This window comes from Isobaculum melis, from assembly GCF_900111355.1.
Lineage (GTDB): Bacteria > Bacillota > Bacilli > Lactobacillales > Carnobacteriaceae > Isobaculum > Isobaculum melis.
Genome location: NZ_FOHA01000011.1, coordinates 1 through 20,110 on the forward strand (window position 1 = coordinate 1; position 20,110 = coordinate 20,110).

The 20,110-nt window shown below is 35.3% G+C and carries 18 protein-coding genes and 1 other annotated feature; of the genes, 1 reads left to right on the top strand and 17 read right to left on the bottom strand.

Annotation, left to right across the window (positions count from 1 at the left end):
- Positions 1–234 (top strand): transposase (locus tag BMW29_RS08915; protein ID WP_143047353.1); only part of this gene is annotated, 234 nt, incomplete at its 5' end.
- A gap of 128 nt (positions 235–362) precedes the next feature.
- Here the strand turns inward: BMW29_RS08915 and BMW29_RS08920 are convergent.
- The 17 genes from BMW29_RS08920 to mraY form a co-directional block, all read right to left on the bottom strand.
- Positions 363–1,247, bottom strand: coding sequence for a hypothetical protein (locus BMW29_RS08920; protein ID WP_092652559.1), 885 nt, complete (start codon positions 1,245–1,247; stop codon positions 363–365).
- 61 nt (positions 1,248–1,308) lie between these two features.
- The gene (locus tag BMW29_RS08925) at positions 1,309–3,396 is read right to left on the bottom strand and encodes a hypothetical protein (protein WP_092652562.1); all 2,088 of its coding nucleotides are present in this window, start codon (positions 3,394–3,396) and stop codon (positions 1,309–1,311) included.
- A 466-nt stretch (positions 3,397–3,862) separates the two neighbouring features.
- Positions 3,863–4,810, bottom strand: coding sequence for an alpha/beta hydrolase (locus BMW29_RS08930; RefSeq protein ID WP_092652564.1), 948 nt, complete (start codon positions 4,808–4,810; stop codon positions 3,863–3,865).
- 128 nt (positions 4,811–4,938) lie between these two features.
- Entirely contained in the window at positions 4,939–5,139 is a 201-nt protein-coding gene (cspD, locus tag BMW29_RS08935) for a cold-shock protein CspD (protein WP_092652566.1), read from the bottom strand.
- A gap of 333 nt (positions 5,140–5,472) precedes the next feature.
- A complete protein-coding gene (gene dapF / locus BMW29_RS08940) occupies positions 5,473–6,456 on the bottom strand; it encodes a diaminopimelate epimerase (protein WP_092652568.1) in 984 nt (327 codons plus the stop codon).
- A gap of 102 nt (positions 6,457–6,558) precedes the next feature.
- Complete coding sequence (gene ileS / locus BMW29_RS08945) at positions 6,559–9,336, bottom strand: isoleucine--tRNA ligase (RefSeq protein ID WP_092652570.1); 2,778 nt, start codon at positions 9,334–9,336, stop codon at positions 6,559–6,561.
- 54 nt (positions 9,337–9,390) lie between these two features.
- Positions 9,391–9,611 (bottom strand) — a binding site (T-box leader).
- Positions 9,610–10,392 (bottom strand): DivIVA domain-containing protein, encoded by a 783-nt coding sequence (locus BMW29_RS14170; RefSeq protein ID WP_092652572.1) that lies wholly within the window; start codon positions 10,390–10,392, stop codon positions 9,610–9,612. Its footprint overlaps the feature before it by 2 nt.
- 74 nt (positions 10,393–10,466) lie before the next feature.
- On the bottom strand, positions 10,467–11,249 hold the full coding sequence (locus tag BMW29_RS08955) for a YlmH family RNA-binding protein (protein ID WP_092652725.1): 783 nt from the start codon (positions 11,247–11,249) through the stop codon (positions 10,467–10,469).
- Positions 11,250–11,273: 24 nt separating this feature from the next.
- Positions 11,274–11,546 carry a YggT family protein gene (locus BMW29_RS08960; RefSeq protein ID WP_092652574.1) on the bottom strand — a complete coding sequence of 91 codons (273 nt, stop codon included), beginning with the start codon at positions 11,544–11,546 and terminating at the stop codon, positions 11,274–11,276.
- A gap of 38 nt (positions 11,547–11,584) precedes the next feature.
- Positions 11,585–12,085, bottom strand: a complete 501-nt coding sequence (locus BMW29_RS08965) for a cell division protein SepF (protein WP_092652576.1) — start codon at positions 12,083–12,085, stop codon at positions 11,585–11,587.
- A 32-nt stretch (positions 12,086–12,117) separates the two neighbouring features.
- Positions 12,118–12,798, bottom strand: a complete 681-nt coding sequence (locus BMW29_RS08970; protein WP_092652578.1) for a YggS family pyridoxal phosphate-dependent enzyme — start codon at positions 12,796–12,798, stop codon at positions 12,118–12,120.
- 29 nt (positions 12,799–12,827) lie between these two features.
- Positions 12,828–14,099 carry a cell division protein FtsZ gene (gene ftsZ, locus BMW29_RS08975; RefSeq protein WP_092652580.1) on the bottom strand — a complete coding sequence of 424 codons (1,272 nt, stop codon included), beginning with the start codon at positions 14,097–14,099 and terminating at the stop codon, positions 12,828–12,830.
- Positions 14,100–14,150: 51 nt separating this feature from the next.
- A complete protein-coding gene (ftsA, locus tag BMW29_RS08980; protein ID WP_092652582.1) occupies positions 14,151–15,494 on the bottom strand; it encodes a cell division protein FtsA in 1,344 nt (447 codons plus the stop codon).
- Positions 15,495–15,679: 185 nt separating this feature from the next.
- A complete protein-coding gene (locus BMW29_RS08985) occupies positions 15,680–16,564 on the bottom strand; it encodes a cell division protein FtsQ/DivIB (RefSeq protein WP_092652584.1) in 885 nt (294 codons plus the stop codon).
- Between the two features lie 26 nt (positions 16,565–16,590).
- Entirely contained in the window at positions 16,591–17,685 is a 1,095-nt protein-coding gene (gene murG / locus BMW29_RS08990; protein WP_092652727.1) for an undecaprenyldiphospho-muramoylpentapeptide beta-N-acetylglucosaminyltransferase, read from the bottom strand.
- Between the two features lie 45 nt (positions 17,686–17,730).
- Positions 17,731–19,095, bottom strand: a complete 1,365-nt coding sequence (murD, locus tag BMW29_RS08995) for a UDP-N-acetylmuramoyl-L-alanine--D-glutamate ligase (RefSeq protein ID WP_092652586.1) — start codon at positions 19,093–19,095, stop codon at positions 17,731–17,733.
- A 38-nt stretch (positions 19,096–19,133) separates the two neighbouring features.
- Entirely contained in the window at positions 19,134–20,096 is a 963-nt protein-coding gene (mraY, locus tag BMW29_RS09000) for a phospho-N-acetylmuramoyl-pentapeptide-transferase (protein ID WP_092652588.1), read from the bottom strand.
- Positions 20,097–20,110: the final 14 nt, after the last annotated feature.

Consider the following 20,110-nt stretch of genomic DNA (forward strand, 5'->3'; position numbering starts at 1 on the left):
TTGCTTCAAACAATGCCTCATCATGTTCCAAAGGAACTTCATTATGTAAAAAAAGCATTTATTAAATATGAAGATGGCATTCGAATGGCTTTTAAAAAGAGCTACTCAAATGCACGATTGGAAAATCTTCACACTCATATCAAAACACTGAAACGCGTCTCTTATGGCTTTCGTAGCTTCTCAAATATGAGAACACGGGTATTTTTAATGAATGGTTTAATTCAATACGCATAAAAAACATTGGGGAAAGAATTTCTTCTTCCTCCAATGTTCATAGGTGACACTATCAGTCCGATTTGACAAAGTGCCAAAAAAATTAAATAGCACAACTCTCTTTGACACAAAGGAGTTGTGCTATTTTTTTAAGGTACCAGTACCCCATAATCTTCCTGCTGATAATCCCAACTATATGGGCATACCTTTTCTGTTATTGGTTTGAGATAAATGGTCAACCAATACGCTTCTTGGTTCTCATAATCTAATACAATCTCCCCTGTTTTGCGCGCTTTGGCTTCATGAAGAGAATCGGTTTTAGTCACAACAAATCCGGCATTTTGATAGTATTGTGGTATAACTGGATCAAGCTGATATTTCCAATGGTCAAAATTCATTTCAAATAGAAATTCTTTAAAGGTTTGTTGTGCTTCCTCTTGTGTCTCAAATTGAATATTTGTGATTGAAGCTGCAGGTAGCTGTGCTGTCTGGATATTTGCTAATGATAAATACCCACTTTTAGGAAGAACAAGTTGATCCACTGGTTCTATGATGACTTGTCTTACATGTAAGTAAACAGGATCATTTTTTATATGCGCTGTCGGTTTTTGATTACTAGTATTTTGATAGGTAAATTTCACCAGATAATCGCCTACTTGCTTCACATGATTTAAGCCTGATAAATTGGATTGGCTATCATTCCAAGCATCGTTTAAATTGACTTGAATCGTAGCAGTTGGATAAGCAGTTTCTTCTCCCCACTTCATTTTTTTGTTCCAAACAGAAGCTTTCGCAAATTGCAATACTTGCTCTTTTGTTAGACCTTTCACCTTTTTTAAAGACGCTTCAAAATCAAAACCATAAAGCACAATTTGATTTTTTTCATCAACTTCTGTGGTATCATCTGTCAAAAAGACGGTAATAGTGCGTTTTAGGGTTTCTCCACCATAGTCCAAACTAAGCTCAAGTGGATAAGGTTTAATCAGGTCAGATTTATCATATTTGTTTCCTAATGCATCATAAGCAGCTTTCACTGCTTTAATCGTTTTGAATTGATCTGGATTGACTGTTACCTGATTTTTTGCAGCTGTTCCATTATCTTTTTCTTCTCCTGTATTTAGATCCCTTCGCCAGCTTTTTCACTTCAATTTCATCAATTGTTGCCACATCTTTCACATCAATCGCAAAATTGGAAACTGCTAGTGCACCTTTTTCATTATAAATCGTCTCATCATCTACTTTGTTAATCCATCTGGAGGTTACTGTCGTTTGTTTACTTGTGTCTGCAATGAAGTATTTAACCTTTTGCGGTCCTCTTTCCTCTAGTTTAAATCCTAATGATTCCCAATCAATAGCAAGATCATTGTCCAGTGGATTTTTATTTATTTTAGCCTGTAGCTCTGCTGCTGTTAGTTTGCCATATTCAGGATGTAAGTCATAGGTATCTGCTACCTTTACAGCAAGTGGACTTGTTAGGCTGCCATTTTTTTCACCTGTTAATAACCAATTATCAAGTATCCCTTGTTGACCATTTTTCTTCTCTAAAGCCAAATCAGCATCATCCATATTTAAGACCACTCTTGCTGGAGCAGAGATAGCCGGTGCCCAATCCTCGATTTTTTTCATTGAACCGAAAAATGAATTGGTTCCCTCAATATAAGGTCGTTTAGGTACCCAACCAGTTAGTGGAGGCATTTTAGAAAATGTTTGACTATAGGTTAGTCCCGAAACAAAAAAATAATCTGTATTTGGAATAGGTGTTAAGGTACCAATTGAAATGGGTGCATCCGATTGTAGAAAATTAGCACTTGCTAGCTGATAATCTTTTTTTAATGACCCTACTACCATTCCAGGGCCATTCTTATATCCTTCAAATTCTCCTGTCATCGATGCCACATATCCATAAAAATCATATTCTGTTTTAAATTCAACGCTTTTATTCTTTTTAAGTGTAATATTTGTTAAGGGTGGAAAATGGTGCAGTATCTCTTCCTTTCCTGTTAATAAATTTATTTTGATGAGCTCTGTTTCTTTTGTTTCATTATAGATTTTAGTTGTGACAAGCTCTGAATTAGTGGTTAAATCAGTTTGTGTAGAAAAAGCACCTCCTACAATGGATGTTTTATACCATTCATATTGCCCAGCTGCATTCCATTTCACATAAAAGTTTGTTATACCAATTTTTTTTGCTCCTTCAGCATCCGGCACATTGGTAAAACCATTTGCTAGATAACCACCATCACTGGTTTTATCCACCGAGCGAATGTTAATTGCTGCATTCCACCCAGCTTGATATGCTGTTGCATCTTCATTTAACTTAGCAAAAGAAGGAAGTGTAAACCATTTTACTTCTACAACACTTCCTGTAGTGGGATCTCTTTTTTCAATTGGCATTTGTTTGTCTGTATGTACTTCCGCGTTTGTTAAGTTTGTAAGATAGCCTAAATTCAGGATGTCATTCTCTTGATTTTGATGATAAGCATTTCCATAAAAACCAGGATAACTTGTTTGTTGAAGGGTTGTATACTGAAGATTTTCTAAATTTTCATCAAAACTAAGCATCCGCTTTTGATGAACTTTATCTTGTGGTGTATAGCCTGTATAGAACATGGCATATTTATGATTATTTTCAAAAATTGCTGATGGATCACTGGCAAAAGAACCATCTTGTTCAGTATTATTTGAGGGTGCAACTGTATTATTTGAGGTCGCAATATTTAAAACATTTAAAATTTGTCCATCTGGTGTTACTTTCACTAAATAAATACAAAACACAAAAATCCGATTTACCCAATATTCTTGATCATTTCTATTGGCTATTGTCAGAATAAAGTTTCCATCTTTTGTTTCCTTAACATCATTAATTGTGGTATTCCCATTTAACGAAAAACTTTCAAAATTCATTTTTTCAATCATACTTACTTTGGATAAAGTTTGAACATACCCCTTAAATTGAACATCATTCTTTAGTTTTTCTTCAAATAATTCGGTCCCTTCATTAGGCAAAGTATCTGTAAATTTTTCATCCTTTTCTGTTGCAAAAAGCTGCTGTTGTTGTTTCGTTTCTTGTTTTTCTGTTTGCGCTTGAATAAATGCACTTTTTTTCATAAAAAAAATAGCGATAAAACTTAGACAAATCAAGCCTATCATCCGCATTACTTTCCTGGTATTTCTTGTGAACATGCTACTTCCTCCCATTAAGATACTTGATCATTTTATGCAGAAAACATTTGTTTTTTACATATTTATCAAATAGAGGATTAGCTAAAATAAAAAACCTCCAAAATGCTATAAAATCTCACATTTGAAGGTTTTAAATATTTTTATATACTAATTAAACATATAGTCAAAGCTTTGTGCAAGTAACAAATGTTACTTGCACTCATCTTATACAATGTTCCACAAATTGTCAATTACTATTTTATTAAACAATTTTATCCCTATCCTCATTTTAGAATATAGTAAAACTTTTGCTATTTTAAAAATAAAGGATAAAACACTTTATTAGTTTTAATTAAAACTAATTTCTAGTATCTTTTATTCTAATTCAATAGTTTGTATTTCCGCTAATAAATGACCACTCATTATCAAACAGATTCAAATATTACTAACTGATTTAGGATAGAAAAGTAAATGAGTTATTTTTAAATTAAGGAATATATTTCTCAATAAATGTTGTCACTAATTCTTTATAAGCTGCCTTGTGCTTACCATAAGACTCCCCATGACCAGCGCCTTCAAAGATATGCTTCTCTTTTTCAGCTGGACTTGCAGTATAGACTTCATCTAGCATTTCTGTTGGTACAAAAGTATCCTGATCACCATGAATAAATAGCATCGGTGTCTTGTTTTTCTCTAGTTGCTTAACCGCACTTGCTTCATCAAAATTGTAGCCTGCACGAATTTGTGTAACCACACTTGTAATAGGAACTAAAGGAAAGGCTGGTAAATTGTACATTTCTTTCAATTGATACGCCAGCTCTTCATTCACAGAGGAGTAGCCACAATCTTCTACAATCACTTTCACATTATCAGGAAGGGCTTCTCCACTGGTCATCATTACTGTTGCACCACCCATACTAATACCAAATAGAGCAATTTCTGATTCTTTACCATTTTTGGCAATCATTTCATCAATCCAACGCACATAGTCTAAGCGTTCATGCCAGCCAAAACCAATATAATCGCCTTGGCTCTCTCCATGTCCTCTAGCATCTGGCACTAAAATATTAAAGCCCATATCGTAATATAATTTAGCAAAAGCAGCCATATTTGTGCGATTCCCAGCATATCCATGTGCAAGAATCGCTACTTTTTTAGAAGGCTTTTCAGCCGGAATATAGGTTGCAACTAATGTGAGATTATCATCAGAAGTCATGGTAATCGTTTCTTGCTGAACGGATTGATACCACTCTTTTTCAGCTTTCCAAATATCGACTTTTTCTTTTTCAGGTAAATTTTTATCATTTTCTAAAAATTCTTTTTTATTTGTCGCAATGGCTACACTATAAAAATAATTTCCTGCTGCTGTTGCTGCACCTAAAACAACTGTAGCTGTGATCCCTAATGTTAGTAGCCATTTATTTCTTCGTTTCATCTTATTTCCTCCAGTAATCACGCTTTTTCTATTAAAACACATGGCATTATTTTACCATACCTATTTTAAGAAACAAAGAAAAAAAGAAACTTCTTAAACGAAAGAAGTCTCTTTTGAGTATGTTTGTTTTAGCTTTTTACTACGTTAGATGCTTGTGGTCCACGGTTGCCTTCTACAATGTCAAATTCAACTGCTTGTCCTTCATCTAAAGTCTTGAAGCCTTCACCTGTAATAGCGCTATAATGCACGAATACATCATCTCCGCCCTCTACTTCGATAAAGCCAAAACCTTTTTCGCCATTAAACCATTTTACAATACCTTTTTGCATGTCTGAAAACCTCCAAATTAGTTCTTTTGTATAAGAGACTCAGTGCAAGAAAAAATCACCTGACTAAAGTGTTCTCATCCATTGTACCTAAGAATCAACACCCTTAATACACGTGACGTCAAACATTTTAATACATCTTGTTATTTTTTCACAATAAATCCCCATTACTCCTTCATTATAACTGAACACCAATTTCCTTGCAAGGGTTTTCTTTATTTATTTTTGTTTATTTCCATTACTATGAATTTAAATTTTTTAGCTTAAAATTGCGCATTTACGTTTCTAACGAAGAAAACCGCTCCCCATTTTATATAAACTTTTATAAAGAATTATTCATTTTTTTGTTAACCCTTGAATAAAACTTTGATAAGCAGCATCTTCTTCATAAAAGCTTTGTTTTACTTCTGTAAAGCTACCTAAAAGGGCATCCTCTAGGTTTAAGGTTACTTCAAAGAGCTTGGTTGCATTGCCAATTAAATCCATTGTATAGGTTTTATCCTCCTGTTGATGTACACGTGTTTTTACCATACCACCTGGATTGAGGACTAAAATATCTTGTGAGAGCTGACCTTGCTGTAATAAAACATAAAATAAGCTACTAGCAGACATCGCTGTCCCACATGCATTTGTAAAACCAACACCACGTTCATAGGTGCGAACAAATATTTTTTGTGGTCCTAAGATCTCTACAAAGCTAACATTGGCGCCATCTGGAAACAGTGGGGAACCACCATTTACTTTTTCAGCAATCACTTGCAATAAGTCACTTGTTAATGTTTGATGCTCAACAAAAGCAATCAGATGTGGATTTGGAACAGCAACAACTGAAAAAAACAGCGTCTCTGATAATTCTGGTATCAACTGATGAATCCATTCTGCCTGCGTTGTAATCATTGGAACATCTTTTAAGCTAAAACTGACTGGTGAAATTTCCACTTGATAAGTAGGGATTCCCACTGCTAATTCAGGCATTTTTTTAGTATGTAGTAAACCATGCAGGGTTTCAATGACTAACGCCTCTTGATTTAATTTTTCAGTTAAATAACGGGCAACTGTACGAAGACCATTGCCACACATACTCGCTTCACTTCCATCTGCATTGATGACACGCATTTGACCATCACTGCTAGCTGAATGTCCTTTATCTACGACTAAAATGCCATCTGCACCACCTAAAAGTCCATTTTTACGCTGACAGATTTGTTGGGTTAATCGAATCAGTTCTTGCTCAGATAACGCATGAGCTAGTCTGGTTCTATCTAACAAATAAAAATCATTTTCTGATCCATGTACTTTAAGTAAGGGAAGTTGTGTCATTTTTATACCACCTTTGCTTGATTCTTTTGTTTATCATATCATAAAAGAAATCCAACGCCTATCAAAAAAGCATGCCCAAATAATTGGGACATGCTTTACTTTTTATTCGCCCTGTAAGGCTTCAGGATAATGTGCTTCGACAATTGTTGCACAGCGATCACAAAGTGTTGGTGCATCTGCATGACTGCCAACATCTTCTTTCACAGCGCGACAACGTTCACAAGTTTCACCTGCTGCTTGTTCAACTAAGATCGCTAATGAATCAAATTGAAGTGCTTCAGCTGGAGCAGCTTCTTTGGTACCAGCAATTTCTAGTGCAGAAACAATAAACAATTGAGCTAAATCACTATCTAAAGCGTTAAATAATGCAGTAGTTTGCTCATTTGGATAAAGTTTTAGCTTCGCTTCAAAGGATTTCCCAATTTTCTTCTCATTACGTGCTTCCTCAAGTGCTTTTTGCACATCATTTCGAATCTCCATAAAAGCTTGCCACATCTCTACTAATTCCGCTTGATTTGGATAAGTCTCTACCGCTGGCATTTCAGCAAGTTGTACATAAGCTTCATCCTCAGATAAGAAATGCCAAATTTCTTCAGTTGTATGCGGTAAAATTGGTGTCATTAATTTTGATAATTTAACCAATACTTCATAGAAAACAGTTTGCATGGCACGACGTGGGAAAGCATCCTCGGCTTCAATATAAACCACATCTTTGGCAAAGTCTAAATAGAATTGAGATAAATCAACGGTACAGAAATTATTGATAAGTTGGAAGTTAGAAGAGAAATCATATTTTTCATAATTTTCTTCTACCTTCGCTACTAATTCATTTAAGCGAATGAGCAGATATTTATCCACTGAACGTAAATCATCATAGCGCACCTCATGTTTAGCAGGTTGATAGTCAGAAGTATTCGCCAGTAAGAAGCGCATTGTATTTCTAATTTTACGATAAACTTCAGAAACTTGTTTTAAGATTTCATCACTCACACGAACATCTGATTGTGCATCGACACTTGAAACCCATAAACGAATAATATCAGCACCCATTTGTTTAATGACTTTTTCAGGTAAAATCGTATTGCCAATCGATTTACTCATTTTACGGCCTTCACCATCTAAAACCATTCCTTGCGATAAAACTGTTTTATAAGGTGCAATGCCATTGATTGCAACACTAGTCGTAATACTAGAGTTAAACCAACCACGGTATTGATCTGAACCTTCTAAATACATATCAGCTGGGTAAGTTAAATTGTCTCTTGCAGCTAAAACAGCTTGATGAGAAGAGCCTGAATCAAACCAAACATCCATAATATCTGTTTCTTTTGTAAAGCTTCCATTTGGACTACCTTCATGAGTAAAGCCCTCTGGTAATAAATCTTTTGCTTCTCTTTCAAACCAAACATTTGAACCAAATTCAGCAAATAATTGTGCCACATGTTCAGTTGTTTCGGTTGTTAAAATCGGGTCTCCGTTTTCTGCATAGAAAATTGGCAGTGGTACGCCCCAAGCACGCTGTCTTGAAATGACCCAATCGCCACGATCACGAACCATATTATAAAGACGAGTCATTCCCCATTTTTGAACCCATTCAACGCCTTCAATCGCTGTTAGAATCTCTTCACGGAAAGCATCAATTGAAGCAAACCATTGTGGTGTTGCACGGAAAATCACTGGTTTCTTCGTACGCCAATCATGTGGATAGCTATGAGTAAAGAAGTCTAGTTTTAGCAAAGCATTTTTTTCTGCTAAAGCTTCTGTAATCATTTTATTGGCTTTATCATAGAAAACTCCTTCAAAGCCAGGTGCTTCATCTGTATATACCCCTCTTGAATCAACAGGTGATAAAATCTCTAAATTGTATTTTTTCCCAACAATATAGTCATCATCCCCATGTCCTGGAGCAGTATGAACCAAGCCAGTACCAGCATCCAATGTAACATGATCGCCTAACATTAATAAGGATGTACGATCATATAAAGGATGTTGCGCAGTCATATATTCAAGTTCTGAGCCTTTTAATTCTTTTAAGATCTGCACATTTTCCCAACCAATTGCTTCAGAAACTGGTGTTAACATATCTTTCGCTACGACAAATTTACGACCATCAGCTTCAACCACTGCATAATCATAGCTTGGGTTCACTGAAATCCCTAAGTTTGCTGGAATCGTCCATGGTGTTGTTGTCCAAATCACAAAAGCTGTCTCTGTATCTAATAACCCTTTACCATCTACAACATTGAATGCTACATAAATAGAAGCAGATTTTACATCTTTATACTCAATTTCAGCTTCAGCTAAAGAAGATTCACTTGACGGAGACCAGTAAACTGGCTTTAAGCCTTTATAAATATAGCCTTTTTCAGCCATTTTACCAAAGACACGGATTTGCTCTGCTTCATATTCAGGCTGTAAGGTAATATAAGGATTGTCCCATTCACCAGCAACACCTAAACGTTTAAAGTCTTCTCGTTGTTTATCAACTTGTTCTAAAGCATATTTTTCACATAATTTACGGTATTCAGCTAACGGCATATCTTTACGTTTAATGCCTTTATTGGTTAATACTGTTTCAATTGGTAAACCATGTGTATCCCAGCCAGGAACATATGGGCTACGGAAACCAGACATTGATTTATAACGAATAATCATATCTTTACTAATTTTATTTAAGGCATGCCCCATATGGATATTTCCATTTGCAAAAGGAGGTCCATCATGTAAAACAAAAGTTGGTTTATTTGCATTCAGTTTTTGACGCTGCCCATACATATCAACAGCTTCCCAATCTTTTTGCCACTGCTCTTCTCTAACAGGTAAATTACCACGCATTGGAAATTCAGTTTGTCCTAAGTTTAAGGTTTCTTTCATTTTCATCTTATTTATCCATCCTCTTCTTTTTTTTTACACAACATAAAAAAGACTTCGTCAACAAGGGACGAAGTCTTCGTGGTACCACCCAATTTTAGAATAAAAATTGCTTTATTCTTTCTCAATTGATTGGTAACGTTTATCAAACGGATTACCCTACTTTTCTTTCAAGTAATCATTCATGGATGATCCCCTAACAATAAAAGAGCCTACTAGTCTCTCACCATTCACTAGCTCGCTTAAGGATTTTATTGAGGTACTGTTCCAATCATAATGTTATTAGTCTTCTATTTGATTTGAAGTTGTTTGTGCATTTGCACCAAAATTATTTAAAATTTGTTCTGGCGTTAAGTTTGGCATATCAACTGCTTCCATTTGACCATCTGGCACTTCATAAGGTTTGATTTCTTCCTCAACCTCTTCCATGACAGAAAAGACAGGTGTTTCTACAACTAGAGGTGCTTCATCTGTAGCTTCTAATGATTTTTCAATATCTGAATAATCGACTTTCTCTTCAGTTGCACTGATCTCATCAAATGATGATTCTTTCTCAGCTTGTAAAGTTTGATAAGCAGTTGTTTCTTCTAGCTCTTTGGTTACAATGCTAGAAACTTCATCCCACTCATTGCTTTTAATTAAATCTAATTGAGATTCAACCATTAATTGTAAACGCTGACGGAATAGTCTTGTTTGTTTTTTCAACTGGTCTGTTTCAGCAGTAATTTCTTTTGCTTTTGTTAAGGATTCATTTAAAACGCGATCTGCATTTTTTTCAGCCTCAAGCACAATAATTTTTGCTTCACGATCTGCATTTTGACGCACTTCTTCTGCTGCTTCTTGTGCAACAATGATTGATTTGTTTAACGTATCTTCAATACTTGCATAGTAACCTAAACGTTCATTTGCAAGTTCAAGATTTTTTTCTAATTCACGTTTTTGCTTTAAGACGATTTCATAGTCTTTAATCACTTGATCTAAGTAATCATTTACTTCATCTTGATCGTAACCTTTTAATTTTACTCTAAACTCTTTATTATGGATATCTAATGGGGTTAAAACCATAATTGCACCTCCGAATTTGTTCTTTCACTTCATTATAAGTTAAAGAACTGAATAAGACAAGAATTTGTCTGTATTTAACTGTAAAGAATTCTATACGCAATTCTTAATTTATCCTTTTTGGTTTTCCCTTCAAGTGATTGAATGAATAAACGACCAAAGCCACGGACTGAAACAGTGTCTAATAACGCTAGCTCATGATCTGCTCTAATGGCTTCCGCCCAATTCACTTTGACTTTACCTGATTCTATTAATAATTTTGCACGTTGTCTTGAAATATTGAAAAGCGTAGAGATGACAGCATCTAATCTTAAGGATGCAACAGTCGTCATGCTTTCTTCCCATTCGTTGATTGGTTCTATTAAATCATCAAAGCTTTTGCTTTCCAATCGAATGGAGATATTCCCAATTTTTTCAAGTTGTACTTTAATATAATTTTCCATATTTTTACTGACAAAAAATTGCCATTTCTGACCATCTGTCATGATGTCTCCAAAAAATTCACGCTTGACTCCTGTTGACATTAACGTTCCTAATATTTTTGAATGGGTCAGTGTTGTAAATTTTTGTGGATAGTGGATTTCAACTAATTCAATCTCAAAATCTTCTAATTTTGGGTCATAATAATCTGGATAAATAAAAAGTCGCTTACGTTCTGCAAGTTCATAACCTCCAAAACCAAGCAACTTTAATTCTCTATCCTTACCCAACAAAGTGGTCACAATATACACTTGCCTGGGATCTAAAAAATCAGTCAAATAGGGTGTATATTGTGTTTCACATGTTTGAATCCAATCTAGGACATTGTCAATAAAAGTATGTTCTTCTTTTCTAAAATGTTGATAAACATTTTCAGTCAAGTAAAACACCTCTTTTTTCATTAGTTAGAAGATGCGGATAAAAACTGCCACAAGTCCTCTTTGAATTAAATTTAACGCAAAAAATGCGATGATAGGTGAGAAATCAATACCACCAAAAGGAGGAATTAACTTTCTAAAAAAACCTAAGAATGGCTCAGAAATCTTTCCAAGATAGTACTCAAATTTTGAACCTCTTGCTTGTGGAAACCATGAGATTAATACATAAACAATTAATACCCATGAATAAACTTCAATTGCTTTTAATAAGATTAATAGGATTTGAAGTGCTAAACTCATTCTTACTCACCCCCATTTTACATGTTATCAATTTTCATTTAGAAAAAATCGTTTGTTGAAACTTCTCCCATTAGGTTGGCACCATCAATTTCCATATTAACTGGTGTACATAGGAAAATTTCTTCGCCAACACGTTGAATATCGCCTTTAACTGCATAAACAGTACCTGTTAAGAAATCAACAATGCGTGCTGCTTGATCATCTTGGATACGTGTAAAATTGACAACAACTGCTTGATGATTTAATAGCATTGTTGCAATTTCTTTTGCTTCTGAATAAACTCTTGGTTCAAAAACAACAATTTTACTTGTTTGAGATACTGCACCATTGTTCATTGCCACAACTTTGTTTTGTTTGGTTGTTTGTTTATACTGATTTTGTGCAATTGCTGGCTCAGCTTTCATTTCTTGAGCTTGATAGACAGGCTCAGGTTTTCTTGCAGTATTGTCATTTGTTTCATAAATTTCTTCTTCATAGTATTCATCATAATCTTCTTCGCCTAAGCCAAAGAAGTTATTAAACTTTTCTTTCATTCCCATAGGGAACACCTCCAATTTATTGTCTTTTATATCTATGAATTGGTTGCAAATAATTTTGTTCCAACTCTTACAAAAGTTGCACCCTCTTCTATGGCGATAACGAAATCATGACTCATTCCCATACTTAACTCATGACAAGGAGCAGATGGTAAATGGAGTGTTTCAACTTGTTGTTGTAATTTTTTTAACCCAGCAAAGGTTGTACGAATCACCGTTTCATCTGTTGTATTTGGTGCCATCGTCATTAATCCTATTACTTGAATCTTCGGAAATGCCTCTAATTCATGGATAAATGCAATTAAGTCTGCTGGCGCAATGCCATGTTTTTGTTCCTCACCAGAAACATTTACTTGAACAAAGCAAGGAATGACTTTATCTGCACGTTTATCGATTTCTTGAGCAAGAGATAAACGGTCCAGCGCATGAAAATAATCAATTCGCTGAATCACTTGCTTGACCTTTCTTGTTTGAAGAGAACCAATATAGTGCCATTTAATCCGTTCATCTGTTAGACTTTCTTGTTTTTCAATTAATTTTTCAGGTCGATTCTCTGCTAGATGAAAAATACCTTGTTGTACAACTTCTTGCGCAATTTCTGGACTCACACTTTTCGTCACGGCGATTAAGTGAACTTCCTCTAAATTACGGTTTGAAGTTGTAGCAGCATCTCTCATTTGTTTCTGAGTTGCATGAATATTATTTTCAATAGACATTCTAAAAGACTCCTTTTATCTCTAAGCGATTAACGGCGTTTTTTGAAGAATGGTGGTGCATCTAATACATCCTCTTCATCAGCTTTAGGTTGTGATTCTCTATTCACAACATCAAAATCAGGTTTGTCCTGTTGCGTAAATTGAGGTGCATCTTCTTGATTCATTTGAACTTGCTCACGCGTATTAGGCTCACGACGGATATCCCAATCGCCAAATGGATCTCTTTCATTTGATGGTGCTGTTCTTGAAGTGCTAGCGCCAGCATTTGATTGACCTTGTCTTGATGGTTCATTAAAATTACTTCTTGCAGCTCTCGTTTCTGTACTTCTTGTTGGTTTAGATTCTGGTCCAGTAATACCTGTTGCGATGACCGTTACAATGACTTCATCACCAAGTTTTTCATTGATTGATGTACCAAAGATAATATTAACTTCTCTAGTTGATGCAGCAGAAACGATATCAGAAGCATCTTGCGCTTCAAACAAGGTTAAGTCTGGTCCACCAGTGATATTTAATAGGACTTGTTCAGCGCCATCAATTGATACTTCAAGTAATGGTGAAGAAATGGCTTTTTTAGTTGCTTCAATGGTTCTATTTTCACCACTAGCCATCCCGATTCCCATTAATGCAGAACCTTGATTTTCCATCACTGTTTTAACATCAGCAAAGTCCAAGTTCACATAACCAGGTGCTGTAATTAAATCAGAAATACCTTGAACACCTTGACGTAACACATTATCTGCTTCACGGAATGCTTCAAGCATTGGTGTTTTCTTATCAACGATTTCTAATAAACGGTTATTTGAAATAATCACAAGTGTATCCACATGCTCTTTCATTTCATTCACACCTTCAGCTGCATGACGACCACGTTTTGGTCCTTCAAATGAGAATGGTCTTGTCACAACACCAACTGTTAACGCATTTTGTTCTTTCGCAATACGTGCAACGACAGGTGCTGCACCAGTTCCTGTTCCGCCACCCATACCTGCAGTCACAAAAATCATATCTGCGCCTCTTAAAGCTTCAGCAATTTGCTCTTCACTTTCTTCAGCAGCTTTTTTACCAATTTCAGGGTTTGAGCCAGCTCCTAACCCTCTTGTCAGTTTCGGTCCTAATTGAATTTTTGTTTCAGCATTTGAGCTATCCAATGCTTGCATGTCTGTATTGACAACAATAAATTCAACGCCTCTTACACCTTCATCAATCATTCTGTTAACCGCGTTGTTTCCACCGCCACCAACACCAATGACTTTAATTACTGCTCCATTATTCACATTTGTGTCAAATTCCAATTCCATTATGCTTCCTCCTAGTTTCACCGTTTTAACGACTTTTACTTGTTTTATTTTTTAATCACCAAAGAATTTTGAAAAGAAGCCTTTTGCTTTTTCTGTGATACGTTCTTCCTCTGGTTTAGGTTCTTTCGGTTGACGTGCTTTTTTAGGCTGTTGCATCAGCTCATCGTTAGTATAGCGTACTGCTTCATTTTGTGAAACAACTTCGACTCTACTTTCTTGATTTTGTGGTGCAACATCATGCATTTTTCCTTCTGCAACATGATGAATTTCTTCTAAATTGGCTACATAGTTGACTAAACCAATTCCTGTTGCAAATAGCGGGAAACGCATGCCCATTTGATCTGGTACGAAAAGTCGTACATTGGTTTCAAAAATATCTTTTGCTAACTCAACAACCCCAGGTAATGAGGCAGCGCCACCAGTTAAAACAATTCCTCCTGGTAAATTGAAAGCACCAATACTATTTAATTCAGTGTGGACTTTTTCAAAAATTTGCACCAATCTGGCTTCGATAATTTCTGATAAGTAATGCTCATCCACTTTAATTGGCTCTTCTTTACCAACAACTGTAACCGGGAAGGTTTCTTGTTCTGATGTTTCTTCTGGTAAGGCATAACCATAATCTCTTTTCAGATGCTCTGCACTTTCAAGTGAGGTATTTAACACAACTGAAATATCTTTGGTTACATATTCCCCACCTTCTTGATCAACATAAGTAAATTTTAATTGGTTGTCATGAATGACTGAGGCAGTTGTTTGACCGCCACCCATATCAATAATGATAGAACCAAAATCTCTTTCACCTTTTGATAAAGCAACACTCGCTAATGCAAGTGGTTGTAAAACTAAATCTTCGATATATAAGCCTGCTCTTTCAACACACTTTTTGGTATTATGAATAATTGTTTTTGGTCCAGTGATCATGGTGCCTTGCATTTCAAGGCGGACACCAATCATCCCTCTTGGATCTTTAATTCCTTCAAAGCCGTCGACAATAAACTGCTGTGGAATGACGGATATAATTTCTCTTTCAGGTGGAACTGAACGAACTTTCGCTGCAGCCATCACATTTTCAACATCTAAATTGGTAATTTCTCTATTTTCGCCAGAAACAGCAATCATGCCATGACAAGATTCAATATGCGCATTATTGGTTGGAATGCCCACAACGACTCTTTGAATGTTCATATTTGATTTTTGTTCAGCTTGTTGTACAGCTCTTTTAATTGAGTCGACTGTTTTATCAATATCAACAATGATTCCTCTACTTAAGCCTTCTGACTTTTCATTTCCAACACCAATCACGTTCATTTGCCCATTTACAATTTCAGAAACAACAACTTTGATAGATGTGGTTCCTATATCAAGGCTCACATAAACTCCCGTATGACTCATTACGTTAGAACCTCCTTTTAACTTTTTCTAAATTTTATTGTTATATTACCATATAAAAAGCTAGATTCACTTGTTAATTTTAACATATCTAATCTGCATTTACGAAGTATTTATGCGAAGTTTACGAAAAAAGCAAGATATTTTTTCATTAAAGCAGATTTTCCGCTAAATTTCTTTCCTTATTCCTATTCTGTCGGGGGTGTTTCCTCTTTTGGCGGTGCCATATTTTCATGTCCATATGGATAAAAGAAAGCACCTACTTCTAAATCGACAATTCCTTTTTGTTCACCATATTCTTTTCTAATTTCTTCTGTAAAGCCTGCATAATATTTTAAACGCTCATAAAAGTCAGGAATACTGGCAATCGCCATATTACCATCATTCATATAGAGATTAATCAGGTATTTATTTGTATCTGTTGGTTCATAGCTAACCTCAGAAATTGTATTTTGAATTTTAGGGGTTAAATGGTCAAGGTCTTGAATAAATTGGTCAAGTACATCTCCCTCTTCAAAATTTCGCACAATGAGCTTATTTCCTAATGTTACTTTTCTACTTTCCTTTAAAATTTTTCCATTTTCTAGAATATTATAGTATTGATCTTCTTTTGATAAATAAGCCATTGTTTTATATTCTGTGATTGTTAAGGTTAAAGAATTAATACCATTCAAGTTAATTTTAACTGATTTTACTTGTGGTAATTTCTTTTGAATACTTTTTTCTAACTCTTTTTTAGAAAAAAGTGGGTGCCATAAATCATCACCAGAACGAATCTGACTTGCATCAATCACAGATTGCTCTGTTACTTCATCTGCGCCTTCAATTTCAATCAAATTGACATGACTTAAAGAAGATTGAAAATAGATAATTAGTAAAATTGCAAAAGAAAATAGAGAGAGTAACAACCACAAACGTTTGCGCATTTTTCGTTTGCGTAATTGTTTTAATTTTGGTAATTTGGCTTCCATTGAAACCACTCTTTTTTTATTTCCTTTGACTGTATTGCGTTGCTCAGGAGGGACTTTAGCTGCTACTTGTCTTTTTTGTTTGAATCTTTTCTTTTGTGTCATAGCAGTTACCCTCCCTCTTTGAGTTTTTATTTTTTCATTTCTTGTATCATTTTTGCTAATCGCGTTGCCGCATCTGGCATACCAAGCTTTTCAGCCTGTTGTGCCATTTCATTTCGTTTATTAGGATTTAACATTAATTCATCAACTACTTTAATCAATGTTTCACCACTTAATTCATCTTCGGTTAGTGCAAGAGCCGCACCATGTTGAATCAAGCTACGTGCATTTTTGGTTTGATGGTCATTGGTGACATATGGACTAGGCACTAGAATACTTGGAATACCTAGGGCTGTAATTTCAGCAATCGTTGTTGCACCACTTCGGCCCAATACAACATCAACATTTGCATAAATTTCAGGCATATTGTAAACAAAAGGTTGAATCGAAAGATTGGGTGCTTGAATGTGAAGTGCCTCAATATCATTTTTCACCTGTTCATAATGAACTTCTCCAGTGACGACTAAAACCTGATATGCTCTTTTAGCAAATTCAGGATACGCTTCAATAAAGGAACGATTTAATTTTAAGGCGCCACGACTTCCACCAAAAATCAGTAGTGTTGGTTGATTTGCTACCAATCCATAGCTTTCCAAGATCTTACTCTTACTTAATCCGATGACCTCTTCACCTCTTGGATTCCCTGTCAGTACTACTTTATTTTCCGGGAAATCATTTGCTGCTTCTTCAAAGCAAATGGCAATTTTATCTACATAATGTGCTAAAAATTTATTGGCAACCCCTGCTACACTATTTTGTTCATGGATCAAAGTCGGAACCCCTAATTTTGCTGCCGCATAAACAATCGGACCACAAACATAACCACCTGTTCCAATCACCACATCAGGTTTAAATTCTTTAACAATTTTTTTAGAATCAGAAACACTTTTCAAAAAGCGATAGATTGTTTTAAAATTTTCAAGGGAAAGCGACCGTTTAAAACCACTAATCTCGATTGCTTTAAAGGGTAGACCTTCTTTTTCAACAATCTTTCGCTCTAAACCTTTTTCAGTCCCAATATAGAGAACTTCTAGCTCACTATCTAATTCTTTCATTTTTCGAATAAGGGCTAATGCAGGATAAATATGACCACCTGTTCCGCCACCAGATACGATAATTTTCATATACATCACCTCTACTTTTTTAGTAAAAGTGCCTCCTCATCTCTCTTAATTTTCAGCTAAATGATTGACTGCTTCAATAAATAAATCGCCACGTACTTCAAAGCTACGATATTGATCCCAGCTTGCACAGGCAGGTGATAATAGAATCACATCTCCAGCTGCACTTAGGTCATAAGCAACAGGGACAGCTGCTTCAACATTTTGAACAACCTTTACTTGCTCTACTCCAGCCTGTTTTGCCATTGCGGCCATTTTGCCAGCAGTTTCTCCAAATAAAACAGCAGCTTTTACTTGTTTCATTGAAGGGATTAAATCATCAAAATCATTTCCTCTATCCAAACCACCAGCTAATAACACTACTGGTTCACTAAAGCCTTTGAGTGCATTTTTAGTTGCCAAAGTATTGGTTGCTTTTGAATCATTATAGAATTTACGTCCATTCCATTCTTTGACAAATTGTGTGCGATGCTTCACACCAGAAAAACGTTTTAAAACAGCTTGAATATTCTCAATACTTTGTCCAAGTAAACGACAAACTCCGATTGCAGCTAATGCATTTTCTAAATTATGTGTGCCAGGAAGTAAGATATCCGATGCATCCATGATAAAGTCTCCATCATAATAAATATGATTATTCAGACAGTAAGCCCCTTTTTCTAATTTTTGTGTACGAGAAAAAGGAATGATTTGTGCTTTTGCGGTTTGACTTAACTCTCTTAATTCTTGTTGGTCCCAATTTAAAACCAAATAATCTTCACTTGTTTGATTTTCAGTCAAACGCCACTTTGCTGCTACATATTCCTCACGTGTCCCATGATAATCAATATGCGCTTCATATAAGTTGGTGATGACACCAATTTTAGGTCTAAAGGTTTGGATGCCCATTAATTGAAAGCTAGAAAGCTCCATGACAATCACATCATTAGCAGTTGCAGCTTGAGCAACAATTGAAGCGGGTGTGCCAATATTCCCTGCAACATAAGCTTTTTTATCTGTACTATTTTCGTTTAATATTTCTGCAACCATTGTTGTTGTTGTTGTTTTTCCATTTGTTCCTGTTATCCCAACAATCGTACTTTCAGCAACTTGATAAGCCAGTTCAACCTCTGTTACAATTGGGATATTTCGTTCAATTGCACGTTCAACCATTGGATTATTGTACATAATTCCAGGATTTTTAACTAAGAGCTCAAAATCTTCATCTAATAATTCAACAGGGTGTCCACCTGTCACTACTTTGATACCGGATTCTAATAATTCTTGTGCTTCAGGGTTTTCATCAAAACCTTTAAAATCATTCACTGTTACAAATGCACCTAAATGATGGAGTAACTTTGCAGCATTTACACCACTTTTAGCTAAACCTAAAACCAACACTTTTTTATTTGTATAAGCTGTTATTTCTTTCATTTTGTTAACCCCTTTCTTGAAGCACAATAAGATTTAATTTAGACAACCAATAAGATAGTTAGCGCAGCACCAATCAGACCAATTAACCAAAAAGTCAAGACAACACGCCATTCACTCCAACCACTCATTTCAAAGTGATGATGAATTGGACTCATTTTAAAGACACGTTTTCCAGTTAATTTAAAGGATGCAACTTGAATCATCACACTAGCTGTTTCAATAACAAAAATAATCCCGATGAGCAAAATGCTCCATTCTTGATGTAATAAAATTGAAACGGCAGCCAATGCGCCACCAAGTGCTAACGAGCCTACATCTCCCATAAAAATTTTGGCAGGCTTTTTATTAAAGAAGAAGAAACCAACTAATCCGCCAACAATGGTCAAACAAAAAATTAAAATATCTGTTTGATTTTGAAGATAAGCAATATAAGCATAGGCACTAAAAGCAATTGTAGCGGTTCCTGCAACCAAGCCATCCAAGCCATCTGTTAAATTGACTGCATTTGAAAAACCAACCAACCAAAAAATAACAAATAGACCATAGAACCAGCCAATATCAATAGAGCCAATTAAAGGGAAATCTAATGCAGTTGAAAAACCTTCATTTTGATAAACTAAGAAAAAGACAAATCCACCAATCAATTGACCAACAAATTTCTGTTTAGAGGTTAGCCCCATATTTCTTTTTTTAAATATTTTAATAAAATCATCTAAAAATCCTAGTAAGCCATATAGCGCTAAGATAAACACAAGTAAAATTGCTGACATTGAAACGATACCAGTGTACCAAAGATTGACAGCAAGTGTTGTGATAACAGCTGCAATGAGAAAGACAGTGCCTCCCATTGTAGGGGTTCCACTTTTTTTTTCATGCCAACTAGGCCCTTCTTCACGGGTTTGTTGACCTAATTTTTTCAATTGAAAATAGCCAATAAATAACGGCATAAACATAATTGTAAGTGAAAAGCTCCCCACAATTGGTACTATTGTCCACATCATAAAATCGCTCCTAA

Bases quoted from the DNA above. Each gene is read 5' to 3' on its own strand.
- BMW29_RS08985 (WP_092652584.1), bottom strand. From the start codon at position 16,564: ATGACACAAAAGAAAAGATTCAAACAAAAAAGACAAGTAGCAGCTAAA.
- BMW29_RS14170 (WP_092652572.1), bottom strand. From the start codon at position 10,392: ATGGTTTTAACCCCATTAGATATCCATAATAAAGAGTTTAGAGTAAAA.
- ileS (WP_092652570.1), bottom strand. From the start codon at position 9,336: ATGAAAATGAAAGAAACCTTAAACTTAGGACAAACTGAATTTCCAATG.
- BMW29_RS08930 (WP_092652564.1), bottom strand. From the start codon at position 4,810: ATGAAACGAAGAAATAAATGGCTACTAACATTAGGGATCACAGCTACA.
- BMW29_RS08960 (WP_092652574.1), bottom strand. From the start codon at position 11,546: ATGAGTTTAGCACTTCAAATCCTATTAATCTTATTAAAAGCAATTGAA.
- murG (WP_092652727.1), bottom strand. From the start codon at position 17,685: ATGAAAATTATCGTATCTGGTGGCGGAACAGGTGGTCATATTTATCCT.
- mraY (WP_092652588.1), bottom strand. From the start codon at position 20,096: ATGATGTGGACAATAGTACCAATTGTGGGGAGCTTTTCACTTACAATT.
- ftsZ (WP_092652580.1), bottom strand. From the start codon at position 14,099: ATGGAATTGGAATTTGACACAAATGTGAATAATGGAGCAGTAATTAAA.
- ftsA (WP_092652582.1), bottom strand. From the start codon at position 15,494: ATGAGTCATACGGGAGTTTATGTGAGCCTTGATATAGGAACCACATCT.
- dapF (WP_092652568.1), bottom strand. From the start codon at position 6,456: ATGACACAACTTCCCTTACTTAAAGTACATGGATCAGAAAATGATTTT.
- BMW29_RS08925 (WP_092652562.1), bottom strand. From the start codon at position 3,396: ATGTTCACAAGAAATACCAGGAAAGTAATGCGGATGATAGGCTTGATT.
- murD (WP_092652586.1), bottom strand. From the start codon at position 19,095: ATGAAAGAAATAACAGCTTATACAAATAAAAAAGTGTTGGTTTTAGGT.
- cspD (WP_092652566.1), bottom strand. From the start codon at position 5,139: ATGCAAAAAGGTATTGTAAAATGGTTTAATGGCGAAAAAGGTTTTGGC.
- BMW29_RS08965 (WP_092652576.1), bottom strand. From the start codon at position 12,085: ATGGGAATGAAAGAAAAGTTTAATAACTTCTTTGGCTTAGGCGAAGAA.
- BMW29_RS08970 (WP_092652578.1), bottom strand. From the start codon at position 12,798: ATGTCTATTGAAAATAATATTCATGCAACTCAGAAACAAATGAGAGAT.